The 13,462-nt window shown below is 45.8% G+C and carries 10 protein-coding genes; 2 read left to right on the top strand and 8 right to left on the bottom strand.

Annotation, left to right across the window (positions count from 1 at the left end; translation table 11 throughout):
- Positions 1 to 4 precede the first annotated feature (4 nt).
- Complete coding sequence (locus tag ACLSSO_RS04555; RefSeq protein WP_295904003.1) at positions 5 to 433, top strand: SRPBCC family protein; 429 nt, start codon at positions 5 to 7, stop codon at positions 431 to 433.
- Here the strand turns inward: ACLSSO_RS04555 and ACLSSO_RS04550 are convergent.
- The 7 genes from ACLSSO_RS04550 to ACLSSO_RS04520 form a co-directional block, all read right to left on the bottom strand.
- The gene (locus tag ACLSSO_RS04550; protein WP_413944188.1) at positions 430 to 2,250 is read right to left on the bottom strand and encodes an ABC-F family ATP-binding cassette domain-containing protein; all 1,821 of its coding nucleotides are present in this window, start codon (positions 2,248 to 2,250) and stop codon (positions 430 to 432) included. The genes ACLSSO_RS04555 and ACLSSO_RS04550 overlap by 4 nt on opposite strands.
- A 24-nt stretch (positions 2,251 to 2,274) precedes the next feature.
- Positions 2,275 to 3,114: a trypsin-like serine peptidase gene (locus tag ACLSSO_RS04545; protein ID WP_295903996.1), complete on the bottom strand. Its 840-nt coding sequence runs from the start codon at positions 3,112 to 3,114 to the stop codon at positions 2,275 to 2,277.
- A gap of 44 nt (positions 3,115 to 3,158) precedes the next feature.
- On the bottom strand, positions 3,159 to 4,688 hold the full coding sequence (locus tag ACLSSO_RS04540; RefSeq protein ID WP_413944187.1) for a hypothetical protein: 1,530 nt from the start codon (positions 4,686 to 4,688) through the stop codon (positions 3,159 to 3,161).
- 184 nt (positions 4,689 to 4,872) lie between these two features.
- The gene (locus ACLSSO_RS04535; protein ID WP_413944186.1) at positions 4,873 to 6,309 is read right to left on the bottom strand and encodes a hypothetical protein; all 1,437 of its coding nucleotides are present in this window, start codon (positions 6,307 to 6,309) and stop codon (positions 4,873 to 4,875) included.
- A 150-nt stretch (positions 6,310 to 6,459) separates the two neighbouring features.
- Positions 6,460 to 7,128 (bottom strand): leucyl/phenylalanyl-tRNA--protein transferase, encoded by a 669-nt coding sequence (gene aat / locus ACLSSO_RS04530; RefSeq protein ID WP_413944185.1) that lies wholly within the window; start codon positions 7,126 to 7,128, stop codon positions 6,460 to 6,462.
- Entirely contained in the window at positions 7,128 to 8,204 is a 1,077-nt protein-coding gene (locus ACLSSO_RS04525) for a PQQ-dependent sugar dehydrogenase (RefSeq protein WP_413944801.1), read from the bottom strand. The genes aat and ACLSSO_RS04525 overlap by 1 nt, the downstream gene beginning before the upstream one ends.
- A gap of 9 nt (positions 8,205 to 8,213) precedes the next feature.
- Positions 8,214 to 9,662 (bottom strand): RecQ family ATP-dependent DNA helicase, encoded by a 1,449-nt coding sequence (locus tag ACLSSO_RS04520; protein WP_413944184.1) that lies wholly within the window; start codon positions 9,660 to 9,662, stop codon positions 8,214 to 8,216.
- A gap of 197 nt (positions 9,663 to 9,859) precedes the next feature.
- On the opposite strand from ACLSSO_RS04520, the gene fusA reads away from it, so the two are divergent.
- Positions 9,860 to 11,968: an elongation factor G gene (gene fusA, locus ACLSSO_RS04515; protein ID WP_295903980.1), complete on the top strand. Its 2,109-nt coding sequence runs from the start codon at positions 9,860 to 9,862 to the stop codon at positions 11,966 to 11,968.
- A gap of 434 nt (positions 11,969 to 12,402) precedes the next feature.
- Here fusA and ACLSSO_RS04510 read toward each other — a convergent pair whose 3' ends face one another.
- Positions 12,403 to 13,458: a M48 family metallopeptidase gene (locus tag ACLSSO_RS04510; protein WP_413944183.1), complete on the bottom strand. Its 1,056-nt coding sequence runs from the start codon at positions 13,456 to 13,458 to the stop codon at positions 12,403 to 12,405.
- Between the last annotated feature and the right edge of the window lie 4 nt (positions 13,459 to 13,462).

Raw genomic sequence — 13,462 nt, 5'->3', positions numbered from 1 at the left:
CAACATGAAAGACATCATCGAAGAATCCATCAAGATTCACGCAACAGCGGCTGAAATATGGAACGCCTTGACTGACACTGACGAACTTGAAAACTGGTGGAGCGAAGACGTTGTCCTAGAGCCCAAGGCCGGCGGAAAATTCCGCGAAGCTTGGGAAGATGACAGCGGCAAAGCTCAACTGGCTTCCGGAAAAGTTCTCGCGGTGAAAGCAAAACAAGAAATCACTTTTACCTGGAAAGAAAAAGATTGGGTCAAGGACGCTGAAACTCGCTGTACGTTTCGGATTCAAGACGACAAATCACAAAGAGTTCTGACCGTCGTTCATGAAGGCTGGAACACACTGCCCGAGGCAAAACGTGCTCAGGCCATTAAAGACTTCACGATTGGCTGGAAATATCACTTAAAGGAACTCAAAGCCTATCTTGACGACTAAGAGCCCTTTTCTTTTTTCTCAAGCTCCGCCCAGCGGGCGTAAAGCTTTTCGATTTTTCCCTGAAGATCTGCGATCACACTGTAAAGCTCTTGAACCTTGGAAGCCTGACTCACGACTTCAGGCTTTTGCGATTCCTCTTGCGCCGCACTCAACTTTTCTTCCAGCTCCAAAATTGTGGTTTCCATGTTTTCCAATTCAAACTTTTCTTTGAATGAAAGCTTCACAGGCTTCGAAGAAGATTTAGCTGCTTCTTTTTTCGCTTCCGCCTCACGCTTAAGTTCCGCCGCTTCGATTTCTTTTTGTTCTTCAAACCACTCTTCCCATTGCAGATAGCCCGCAAAGTTTTCCAGTGATGTCGTGCCGTCAGATTTTTTATGAAAAGCAATAATCTGCGAAGCCACCTGATCCATGAAGTAACGATCATGGGTCACAAGAATAACAGCGCCATTGAATTCTTTTAAGGATTCTTCAAGAACCGTCAACGTCGCCACATCCAAATCATTCGTCGGCTCATCGAGAATCAAAACTTGCGCTTCATTAAGCATCAACTGCGCGAGACGCAAACGACTTTGTTCCCCACCCGACAGTTTTTCAACCGGAAGATCCATTTGCTGGCGATTAAACAAAAAACGTTCCAAATAACTGCGCGCAAAAACATACTGTCCCTGGTAGTGAACATAGTCTCCATCAGACACAATATTTTTAAGAACCGATTCTTTAGGTTTTAATGTCTCGCGATTTTGTTCAAAATACGCGACTTTTAATTTATCAGCACGTGCCACGCGTCCCGTGTCCGGCGCTTCTTCGCCTAACAAAATACGAATCAATGTGGATTTGCCAGAGCCGTTATCCCCCAACAAAGCCAAACGTGTTTTCGGCGAAACCAAATAAGAGAAATCTTTAAAGAGCACGCGTCCATCATAAGCTTTGGTCACGTGATCGACTTCCATTAGCTTTTGCGGATTGCGTTCAGCATCTTTAAATTCAATTTTCGCCACACGCGCGGCGTTTTTCACTACCAACTCTTGAACGTCATCCTTCAATGTTCCCGCTCTTTCGATACGCGCCTTTTGTTTTGTCTGACGAGCTTTAGCTCCGCGACGAAGCCACTCGGTCTCGCGACGAAGTGTGTTCTTCAAAACCAATTCGCGCTGTTCTTGCGCATTGATCAAAAGATCTTTGGCCTCAAGATACTCTAAGTAGCCCCCCTTAACGGAAAGCAAGTAGTTGGGATTTTTGGGATCAAGATCAAAGATCTTATTCGTCACACGTTGTAAGAACAAACGATCATGCGTGATGATCAATGTCGCAAAAGGCGCACGCTCCAAAAACTCCTCAAGCCATTTGATACTCGTCACGTCCAAGTGATTCGTCGGCTCATCGAGCATTAAAAGTTCGGGTTCTAAAATCAGCTCGCGCGCCAAGGCCACACGTTTTCTCCAACCGCCAGAAAGATCTTTTACTAAAAAATCTTCGCCGAATTGAGAAAGTTCCAAACGCGCCATCCATTCATAGGCCGCACCCAAAGACTCATGATGATCTGAAGTTTTACTTAAGACTGCTTCGAGAATAGTTTCGCCGTCTTTAAAATGAGGGGTCTGCTCCAGAAATCCAAGGCGCAGACCTTTTTTCATCGTCACGTCGCCCGAATCTGCTTCCATCTGCCCGGCCAGGATGCGCAAGAGAGTAGATTTCCCGGCACCATTTGGACCGACAAGTCCCACGCGCTCACCTTCTTCAATGCCCAAACTGACATTGCGAAACAAAGATTTACCGGCAAAAGATTTTTCGAGTTTGTATGTACTGATCAGAAGCATGGCTTAAAGTACGTTGATTTAGATTTATTCGCTACGTTTTTTACCAATATCCGCCAGGATTTTTTCAATCGGAGTGATGAACTCCCCAGAACAGCCTTTATTAGAGCAACGCTTCACTTGAACCGCAGAGTCATCATCGGATTTTTGAGTAAAATCAGATTCACCGCTAGACAAAATACCGACAAGCTGATGGGTTTTAGCTGAAAACACCGGCGATCCCGAGTTCCCCTCAAAGACATCCAAAGTCGACACATAGACTTGTGATTCAGGAACGGTTTTACGGATTTTCCCCAAGGCCTTCTTCATAAAACTGCCTAACGGATATCCCAAAGAATACACACTGTCTGTTACTTGAGGGCGTTTAAAATCCGGAGAGTTTAAGACGTAATTGCGACGTCCCATATTTTTTTCCAAACGAATTAACGCATAATCCAGTCCCGCGCCGTTGATGTCATTGCGGTATTTCACAACTTCCTTACATCCCACGGCCGTTGTCACCTGACTGTCAGCAGAAAAGTGAAAGACAATGTTCGTATTTGTACATGAAAAATCATTTTCAACACAATGCCCGGCGGTCAAAATCAGATCATCACCCAGAAAGACTCCGGAACAAAAAGCTAAAGCAGGCTGATCACTCCACGAAAGATCTTCCACGCCATAAACTTCGCCAACACTGTAAATCGCCCTATTTTTTTTGTATTGATCGTAAAGAGATTTTTTAACAAGAGCCACACTGGCTTCAGAGTTTGGTGCTTCGCCGATCACATCGCGGATCGAGTCGTCACCATAAATAACCTGGGAAGAGTCTCTGTTATCGAGCTCTAAAGCAGACGTGGGTGCGGCTTCAAACCCGCACCCTGCCATCTTTATACATAGAACTCCAAGAAGGAGGACCTTCCAAATTCGCATTAGTGTCCTCTGGTATCCATTTCGTCTTCAGCGTGAGCACCTGCCAAGTGGCCTTCCAACCATTTTTCTTCGATGTTATCTTTACCGATAACTTCTTCAGATGTTCCCACTTTTTCGATTTGATAAGTCGCTGTCGCTACTTCTTTATCCAAACGGTCTTTCACCGCGATACGAACCAAAGCGTCTTCACCTTTTTGCGCGATCGCACGAACCGCATCCAGGCTCAAATCACCTTTAAGTTCTGTTGTCACGCCATCGATAGAGATCATTTTCTTAAGACCTGCACGTTGAGCGTCTTTACCAACAAGTTGGAATTTCATAGAGTCATCCGCAGAAACCATTTTGATATCCAAGTCCCAGTGGCGAGCCATTGTCGCTGCTTTTGGACGTGGAAGTTTCGCAAAGTTACCGGCTTGCAAAGCGGCGATCTCTGAAGAAGATTTACCTTCTACGAATTTCAACAAATCCGCGTAAGTTCCGCACTTCACTTCTGGCTTCGAGCACACTTCGTTTGCGAATTCATAGAATACTTCAAGGTAAGCACCGCTCATCCAGCTAGAGAAGTGGTGACCGATATGAATGGGCGCGCGGTTGCCGTAGTAGTTCGTGTTGAAGTAAGAGCGATAGATGTTCAACATATTCGCTTTCACTTTCGCTTTTTGTTCAGCCGAAATCGCCTTCAAACAGAACTTGTCGTTGTTCTTGATTGTTTTACCTTTTTTAGAATCATAAGCTGTTACGCTCATCGCGTCTGGTTGCTCAGCCAAAATTCTTGCAGAGTCACGCACGCAGAAGTTGTAATCCATAGAGATCCAACGACGTGCACCACCTGGCTCTTTCACTTCAGCCAATGGGAAGTTCCAAGTGCCATAAGAGTTTCTTGTCGGCCAGTAGTTTTCCATCGCTGTTTTTGACGTATCATATTTGAAACCATAACTTGCCAGCGTCGGATAAAGTCCTTTGCTCACACCCAACTGCGGTGCGCGGAATCCCACGATGTCTTTAAGGAAGATCAATGAATTGTACTGACGAGACGTCGTACGCAATCCGTTGATCGAGAACATATTTTTAACGATATAATCAAACTGACTGAATTCAGATTTCCAGTCTTCTTCCGTCCAACGGCTGCCGTCAAAGTGACCGACCGCATGCGAACCGATCTCATGACCTTCACGATAAGCATCGTTCATTTGGTTTACGCGCTCGGAAACATCTGGATTGTCATCACCCCAACCTATCGCTGAACCGCGATTTCCACCTGGAGCTTTATAAATAGATTTCGTTGCAGGAGTTAAAAGATAAACAGGGTTAATAAAGAATGTGAAGTGCGTATCAACGCCTTCTGATTTCTTGTGTTTTGTAAAATCACGAGAGTACTGCCAGATTTCATTATTGTAGGAGCCGTCAAATGCAAATGCGACAAACTGTGGTGGTCTTTCCACTGTCTTTGTTGTTTGTGCCCACGCGAAGTGCTGCGTGAATAGAGACAAAGTCACAAGGCCCTTAGCCAATAAATTCTTCTTAGACATACTTCCTCCCGAAAAATTAATGATTCGAGGAAATAAAATGCAACGGCTATACCCCCGGTCTTTCAAGGGTTTAAGCCACTTGGCCTGTCTAAACTTTGTACGAAGAACAATTAAGGCTTAGCAACGTCTCAGAGCGAGACAGGAGCCAGAGAGGCTAAAATAGCCTCTCTGGAGAGACGAAAAATTAACGATTGATTGCAGGGATTTGGATAGGACCAGGAGTTGCCGTCAAGTATTCAGGAACCGATGTTCTGAACGCTGACAAACCACCCGTACGAACCGCACCACCTGTCGCAGAGTAACTTGGATGTTGGTAGTTTACGAAACGACCTTCATCAACCAAGAAATAACCTCTGAAATTCGAAGCACCTTTGTTTTTCTTGTCGATGTTATAACGGTCGCCTGATTTACCCGAAGCCGCTGACTTCGTATAATCAAGTCCCATCACTGTTGGATAATGATTTACCTCGTAAATACCTTGTTCGATCAAGTTAGCTGAACTCACGCGAACACCTTGTGAACGGATCGTGTTTGCATCCGCTGTCAAACCGCCGGACTCTGCCGCACCATTCGTTAACAACATAAATTCCCAACGGTACGGATTGTTGTAAGCACTTCTGTAGCGCGAGTACGGAGCCACTTCACGAGTCGCTTCTCTTGCGTAGACACGGTAGATATCTGTGCCTACTGGCAACAAGTGTCTCATGTAAGCAACCGCTCTGTTTTCCAAACGCGTGCAACCATGTGAACCCGGATTTGAGAAGAAGTTGATCATCTTACCACGTGTCATCTCGATAGGTTTCGCACCGTCTTTACCCCAACCGATCGTTCCGTGAATCCATTGGTAGTTCACTCCGTCTTCACCTTCAGGAGAAAGTTTCGCCGCATACCAACCGAAAGCTCCATAGTTTGAAGTTTTACCTTGAGAGTTTTTAACGATCCACTTTCTTCCACCCATTAACAAACTTATGCTGTCTGTCACTGGATCTGGAATCGTGCTGATGTCTTGGCCTGGAGTGTACCAACGAGGATAAAAACCAAGACCGTCTTGATAGAACTTCACCCACGAAGCAATACGACCATGTCCCACCCACGTTTTAAACGCGTTAGGATCACTGTCAGTTCCTTCTTCAGGACGACCCACAACAGTGTCTGTTTCCATCACCAATGTGTGAGGGCAACCTGGAGACGTCGTGCAACGCTCATAAATACGGGTCTTTTCTGTCGCGATATTCTGAATCACGAAATACTTTGAATTTGACTCTGGAATCACAACAAGAACCGCACTTAAGTAGTCCTTAGAAACATACAGCTCAGGAGCCGCTGTGCTTGAGATATTGGAAGACTTAATAATCTTCACTTGCACCAAAGGTGTGGCTTCGTTCAACACATCATAGATTTCTACGATGTCGTTCTTTACAAGCTTACCGACAACGTTATTTGCCGTCGTCGAGTTGCTTGAACGAACGTTCAAAGAATCCGCAGAGATATAATATCTCTGACCAACAGTAAGCTGGCTCTTAGCTACGGCCACACTCCCTTGGGATTGGGCATGAGCGGGGGTTCCAGCAAGGACACTCAGAAGAACTGCGGCGGCAGCTCCTAATAAATGGGCTTTCATATCATCTCCGTTCCATTATCTCGAGGACGGGAGAGCAAGAACCATGGCATGAAAGACCCGTAATCATTTCGAATATAAAAGAGATCGCAAAGCGACCCATGAAACAAATTCCCGGTGAAGCTCAAAGTGAGCTCACTGACTAAAGAGTGATCACTCAAAGCCGAGATCTTGATGACGCTTTTTTAGCATCTCAAGATAGTCTTCGCGGTCGACATATTTGCCTCCCATACTTCCTACGACGGGAGTCACCATTTGCACGTCAATCCATTCGTGACCTTGGCTTTGCAAAAGCTCGACAAGAAACCACAACGCCAATTTGGAAGCGTTGGGTTTTTTATAAAACATACTTTCGCCACTGAAAACACCTTCGACAAGAACGCCGTAGATTCCTCCGATCACGATATTGTTTTCGCGCACTTCAATCGAGAGACAGTATCCCTCTTTAAAAAAATCCAAATACGCGCGTTTCATCATCGGCGTGATCCACGTTCCCTCTTGTCCCGGACGTGGTTGTTTTGAACACTCTTCGATCACTTGGTGAAAATCTTTATTTACGGTGAAATCAATTTGCGGATTTCGGCGACGATACCGACGCAGACTTTCTGGAACCTTGAAGTCTTTGAATTCTAAAACACCCCGCTGTTCAGGAGAAAACCAAAGCATAGGAAGCCCCGGCTGAGGCCACGGAAAAATTCCGCGAGAGTAAGCCGCATACAGCGTTCCCACATCTAACTTTCCCCCGACCGCAATGATTCCTTCTGCAAGCGTGTCGCGAGCGTCAGGAAAATCCACTGAGGAGTGCTGAACCTTTACGACCATTATTTCCCCTGATACGTCACGCGGTAAATAACGCCGGCCTTGTCGTCAGAGACAAGCATTGAACCATCACTCAGAACTTCTACGTCCACAGGACGTCCCCACGCGGAGTCCCCTTGCAGCCAACCTTCGATAAAGCCTTCTGTTTTTTCAACTTGTGAACCGTTCAGCTTTACAAACGTCAGACGGTAGCCTTGAGCTGTCGAGCGGTTCCAGGATCCATGCTCAGCAAGAATGATGCTGTTTTTATATTCCGCCGGAAACATCGCTCCGGTATAAAAACGCATTCCCAAAGCCGCCACATGCGCACGCAATTCAGCAACAGGAGGAGTAAAATTCTTGCACGATTTTTCCTTGCCAAATTCTGGATCTAAAATGTCTTTTCCATGGCAAACAGGAAAACCAAAGTTCTCGCCGATTTTCGTCAAACGATTGAGCTCATCAGGTGGACGATCATCACCCAACCAATCGCGTCCGTTGTCGGTGAACCACAGTTCTTTTGTCGTTGGATGGAAATCAAAGCCGACAGTGTTGCGAATGCCTTGCGCGACTTCTTCTTTTGAATTTCCGTTCACATCAATTTTGTAAATGCGCGCGTATTCTTTTCCCGGATCGCAAATATTGCAGTTGGCGCCAACAGGAACATAAAGAAATCCATCAGGACCAAAGCGGATGAACTTCCAACCGTGATGAGTGTCCGAAGGAAATCTTTGTTCTAAAATGCGGGACGGCTTCATCGGCAAAGCTGTTTGTTTACTGACGTCAAACTCCAAGATGCGACTGATTTCTGCGACATAAAGTTTTCCGTCTTTAAAGGCAACGCCGTTCGGTGTGTCTAGGCCCTGCGCTAAAACTTGGGTCTTCCCATTTTGTACGACATAGACTTTGTCGCCGCTGCGAGTGCCCACGAAAATACGGCCGTCAGGAGCTTGCGCCAAAGAACGTGCCCCGGGCACCGTGGCCCACACGGAAATTTTAAATCCCGCAGGCATTTTTAATTTTTCAAGAGGAAGTTTTGCAGCAAAGCCCGACGACACGAAAAACATTGAGCCGACGAACAAAAGAACTTTGAAAGACATTTTCATTTTCTATCCTCCGTTTCTCGCTCTACAGACATCACACTTTCCACAAGGTGTTTCATGCTCATGCCCGAAGTAATGATAAATTCTGTTCAGGCGACATTCAGAATCCTGTGTCGCCCACTGCACCATCTTGAGCAGTTTTGTATTCTGAGCTTTTAAAATCTCCGCTCCATTTTCAGTCGCGAACTGCTCGTCTGTCGGCGCATGCACACAGACATAAGGAAACGGATCCTCCGATTTTTCCAGACATCCCCAGCGTTCGAGAATACTCACCGCCGCTTCTGAACGGAAATCCCTGCGATTTTTAAAGTTCATTTGTTCGCGCAAGAAATCAAAACCGCCCTGATCGACTTGCATGCGCTTTTCATCAATCAATTGATAGATTTTACGAATGAACTCAGGCTCGGGATGCGACCACTTTAAAAACTCCATTTGAATCGTGACATCATCCTGATCATAGAGCAAATGACAAGAGGACTCTTTGCCATCTCTCCCCGCGCGTCCGACTTCCTGAAAGTAAGACTCCAGGGAACTTGGTGTTTCTGCATGAACCAGAACCCGCACGTTGTCTTTGTCAATTCCCAAACCAAATGCGGGAGTGGCAATCATCAGCGGCGCCGCTTCGGTGATAAATCTTTTTTGATTGCGCTTGCGGTCCTGCGGAGGAAGATCTCCGTGATAAATCAAATGCTCAATGCCCAGCCGATTTAAAGAGGAAGAAACTTTTTTGAGAGTTTGAATGAGAGAACAATAAACAATGGCCGCGCCCCCGTGCTGATGACGAAGTCCCACAATCGCACGTATTTTTTCGTCGATGCCATAGATGTCGTGAACATTCAAAGCCAGATTCGGTCTTTCAATTCCGGCAGAAATAATCTCCGCCTCCGGCATAAATAGTTTTGCGAGAATATCTTTTTGCACTTCCGGAGTTGCCGTCGCTGTCAGTGCCAGCGTTGGAGGATTTCCCAAGAGCGCGCGAAATTCTCCCACGCGGGAATAGTCCGGGCGGAAGTCATGTCCCCATTGCGAAATACAGTGAGCCTCATCGACGGCCAGAAGCTGGATTTTTCTACCCTTGATCGCCTCTAGGAATTCTGTTTTGCGAAAACGCTCTGGCGTCACATAAAGCAGTTTATAGTCTCCGGCGGCAATCCGAGTCTGCCTTGACAAACGCTCATCACGACTCAATGTTGAACTAAGAAATGTAGCGGGAATACCCAGGTCTTGGGCCTTAAAAACCTGATCTTGCATGAGTGCGATTAGGGGCGAAATAACCACGACCAATCCCTCGCGAATCTTGGCTGGAAACTGAAAGCAGAGGCTTTTTCCCATTCCCGTCGGCATTAATGCGAGGAGATTTTCATTTGCCCAAACTTTGCGCAAAATGGCTTCTTGCTCTCCTCGGAAAGAGGTAAAATTAAAATTCGTGGTCAGCAGTTCGTGGAGGTCCGTCATGCCACCAAGTTTACGTCAAGCCTAGGCGCTACGCCAAGCCAAGGTCCGCCTCAAAGAGAGAGCGGCGCCTTTAGCGTTGCATTGCGTCACTGGCCTAGCCTAGAATCTTCTTTTGCACTCGGCTTTATTTGGTGATAATCCGAATGCTTTCATAAATATAACTATTAAAACAACGACCAATTAAGAAGGGTAAAGTTATGTCCAAAAAATGGAATATTGATATGGTCAGAAATATCGGTATCTCGGCTCACATCGACTCGGGAAAAACGACGACTTCTGAGCGTATTTTGTTCTATGGAGGCCGTATCCACGCTATCCACGAAGTTCGTGGTAAAGACGGCGTCGGTGCAACAATGGACTCCATGGATCTAGAGAGAGAAAAAGGTATCACTATCCAGTCTGCGGCGACGCAAGTTCACTGGAAAGACTACACAATCAATTTGATCGACACTCCGGGGCACGTGGACTTCACAGTTGAAGTTGAACGTTCTCTTCGCGTTCTTGATGGTGCCGTTCTTCTTCTTTGCGGTGTTGCCGGTGTTCAATCTCAGTCCATCACAGTTGACCGTCAGATGAAACGTTACAACGTTCCTCGTTTGGCCTTCGTTAACAAATTGGACCGTCAAGGTGCGAACCCTTACCGTGTAACTGACGCTTTGATTGAAAAATTGCGCTTGAACGCAGTGATGATCCAAATCCCAATCGGTTTGGAAGATCAACACAGAGGTCACGTTGATTTGACTGATATGAAGTCTTACATCAACGAAGGTGAAAACGGTGAAAACGTTGTTGTTGGCGAGATCCCACCGGATCTAGTTGAAACAGCGAAAAAATACCGTCAAATCATGATCGGTAAGTTGGCTGATATCGACTCTGCTATCGAAGAGAAATTCTTGATGGAAGAAGAACCAACAACTGAAGAGATTCGCGCTGCTATCCGTAAAGGAACTATCGGCTTGAAACTTGTTCCAGTTCTTTGCGGTTCTGCTTTCAAAAACAAAGGTGTTCAACGTTTGATGGACGCGGTTACTTACTATCTTCCGTCTCCTGCTGAGAAAAAAGAGCAAGCTCTTGATCTTGACAAGAACGAAGAGAAATTTGACCTGTTCCCAGACAACAACAAACCATTGGTTTCTTTGGCGTTCAAACTTCAAGAGACTCCATTTGGTCAGTTGACTTACATGCGTATCTACCAAGGTAAGATGTCTAAAGGTGATTTCATCGTGAACCAAGTGAACAAGAAATCTGTTAAGATTCCTCGTTTGGTTCGTATGCACTCTGATAAGATGGAAGATATCGATACAGCTTACGCTGGTGACATCGTTGCCTTGTTCGGTATCGACTGTGCATCTGGTGATACTTTCTGTGACGAGAACATCCACGCATCTATGCAATCTATGCACGTTCCAGACGCGGTTATCTCTTTGGCAGTTGCTCCTAAGGACAAAACTGCTGCGAATAACTTCTCTAAAGCGTTGCAAAAATTCCGTAAGGAAGACCCTACATTCCGCGTACACCGTGACGAGGAATCAAATGAGACTATCATCTCTGGTATGGGTGAGTTGCACTTGGAAATCTACGTTGAGCGCATGAAACGTGAGTTCAACTGTGAAGTGATCGTAGGTCAACCTCAGGTTGCTTACCGTGAGACAATCTCTCAAGAAGCTGCATTCGATTACACTCATAAAAAACAAACGGGTGGTTCGGGTCAGTACGCGAAGATTGTTGGTAAAATCGCTCCACTTCCTCCGCAAGAAGATGGCTCTGTATTTAAATTCGACAACAAAGTTGTGGGTGGTCGTATTCCAAAAGAATTCATCCCAGCTGTTGAAGAAGGTTTCAAAGAACAAACTGTTAAAGGTCCACTCATTGGTTTCCCAATTGTTGGCGTTGAAGTTGTTCTTGAAGACGGTGCTTACCATGACGTCGACTCTTCATACATGGCGTTTAAAATCGCTGGTATGGCGGCTCTTCGTGAAGTGTACGGTGCTGCGAAACCAACAGTTCTTGAGCCTATCATGAAGCTTGAGACAACTGTTCCAGACGAATACCAAGGTTCAGCGGTTGGTCAAATCAACCAACGCCGTGGTACTATCGTAGGAACTACTGCTTTCGAAGGTAACTGCGTTATCGAAGCGGAAGTACCATTGACTGAAATGTTCGGTTACTCAACTGATCTTCGTTCAGGTACTAAAGGTAAAGGTGAGTTCTCTATGGAATTCGCGAAGTACGCTCCAGTACCTCGTAACATCCAAGAAGAACTTGCGAAGAAATACCAAGCTAAGCGTGCAGCTGAGCAGAAGTAATTCTTAGTTCTTAGTTAGAACTTCAAAGCCCCGGTGGAAACATCGGGGCTTTTTTTTGCTCAATTTGCAACTCTCGGTGCGCGCTGTGGGTTGGCTTTAGTAAAGTTAGTTCTGCGGAAGGCACGCCATCCGGGCTCAATCGTCGCCACTGCTTTGCAGTGGTTCGCGCCATCGTGGCGCCGACGAAGGCCTTCCTACGTACTAACCTTACTAAAGCCAACCCACAGCTCGACGAAGCTTTTTGGGCAAATAAAACCCCATCGTTTCTTGGACATTAATAACTGATCTTGGAATTACTTCTGGGCTTCAGCGAATACTTAGGCCTGAAGCGCACGATGCGCTTCAGGAAGGCTGCTCAGGATAGCCAGACATTCTCAAGAACCGAGAGCAGCTGTAAAAGGTGCCTGCTTCTTTTTTCTGGCTACGATGCGTAACTATTTACAAGCGGACTGCAGTGTTGCCCATTCCTGTTTTGTCAGAAGTGGTTCTGATTTTTCTTCTTTGATATCCGCTTTAAATTTCTGAATTCGTTCTTCGCTTAATGGATGTGTTGATAAGAACTTTGGAATCTCTATCCCCTTCTTTTGATTTCTTTCGAAGAAATTGATGATCCCTTGTGTGGAAACACGTGCAGCTTTCAAGCGTTGTCTTGCGCCTTCGTCAGCGCTCGACTCCATGTCTCTGTCATAGTTGAGCGACAATAAGTTTGCTGCTGTTTGTGGATCTACTAACAAGGCTCCGGAGGCATCGCCGGCTGCGAGGCTTAGGAAAGATGTTAATAGTGTTCCTCTGACAATTGTTTCTAAGACGTGACGTTGTTTTACGTGTTCTATTTCGTGGGCTAGGACTCCGGCGATTTCTTCCGGAGATTGGGCTTTTTGTAGTAAGCCGTTATAAATCCAGATTTCTGCGCCCGGCAGAGCGAAGGCGTTTTCTATCGGATTTTTTACAATATGGATTTGCACGCCCAGGTCTTTGTCTTCTGCGGATTGCGGATAGATTCTTGAAAGCAGTTTTTCCAAAGCGAAACTTTGTTCCAGGTTTAGTGTGCAGTAATCGGGTTTTGCGAAGCTGATCGCTGATGACAAGAGCTTTCTTTCGGTCTCGTGGCTTACTTTTTTAGCTAAAAATTTTGTGACTGGCTTTACGCTCATGAATAACAAGGAAATCGCGGCGACAATACCTACTATCCAGAATAAAACTTCTTTCGTTCCTACATTAAGCGGGCCTTTTTTCGGAATGGCCGTTTTTCCTTGAAGCTCTTTTAAGAAATTCTTATCTAAAATTTCTAATCTTGCATCGTCTTCTCCCTGACATGCTAGCATCACTATCGAAAGATGTGTGTTATCGCGATAGATCAGCTTCAATGGCCAGTGATCCAGAATCTCTCCGTCTTTGGTGATCTCAAGAACCGCGTTCTTAATACTCACTTCGACAAGATGAGATTCCGGCTTCGTGCCATCGAAATACTTTGCGCGATAGGGAGTCATGAAG

It is taken from the genome of Bdellovibrio sp. HCB-162 (assembly GCF_047344985.1).
Taxonomy (GTDB): domain Bacteria; phylum Bdellovibrionota; class Bdellovibrionia; order Bdellovibrionales; family Bdellovibrionaceae; genus Bdellovibrio.
The sequence above is the reverse complement of the archived record's forward strand: the minus strand, read 5'-3'. Positions and strand labels throughout refer to the sequence as shown.

Coding starts and splice junctions, on each gene's coding strand:
- fusA (WP_295903980.1), top strand. CDS start 9,860: ATGTCCAAAAAATGGAATATTGATATGGTCAGAAATATCGGTATCTCG.
- ACLSSO_RS04525 (WP_413944801.1), bottom strand. CDS start 8,204: ATGTCTTTCAAAGTTCTTTTGTTCGTCGGCTCAATGTTTTTCGTGTCG.
- ACLSSO_RS04510 (WP_413944183.1), bottom strand. CDS start 13,458: ATGACTCCCTATCGCGCAAAGTATTTCGATGGCACGAAGCCGGAATCT.
- ACLSSO_RS04520 (WP_413944184.1), bottom strand. CDS start 9,662: ATGACGGACCTCCACGAACTGCTGACCACGAATTTTAATTTTACCTCT.
- ACLSSO_RS04555 (WP_295904003.1), top strand. CDS start 5: ATGAAAGACATCATCGAAGAATCCATCAAGATTCACGCAACAGCGGCT.
- aat (WP_413944185.1), bottom strand. CDS start 7,128: ATGGTCGTAAAGGTTCAGCACTCCTCAGTGGATTTTCCTGACGCTCGC.
- ACLSSO_RS04540 (WP_413944187.1), bottom strand. CDS start 4,688: ATGTCTAAGAAGAATTTATTGGCTAAGGGCCTTGTGACTTTGTCTCTA.
- ACLSSO_RS04550 (WP_413944188.1), bottom strand. CDS start 2,250: ATGCTTCTGATCAGTACATACAAACTCGAAAAATCTTTTGCCGGTAAA.
- ACLSSO_RS04545 (WP_295903996.1), bottom strand. CDS start 3,114: ATGGCAGGGTGCGGGTTTGAAGCCGCACCCACGTCTGCTTTAGAGCTC.
- ACLSSO_RS04535 (WP_413944186.1), bottom strand. CDS start 6,309: ATGAAAGCCCATTTATTAGGAGCTGCCGCCGCAGTTCTTCTGAGTGTC.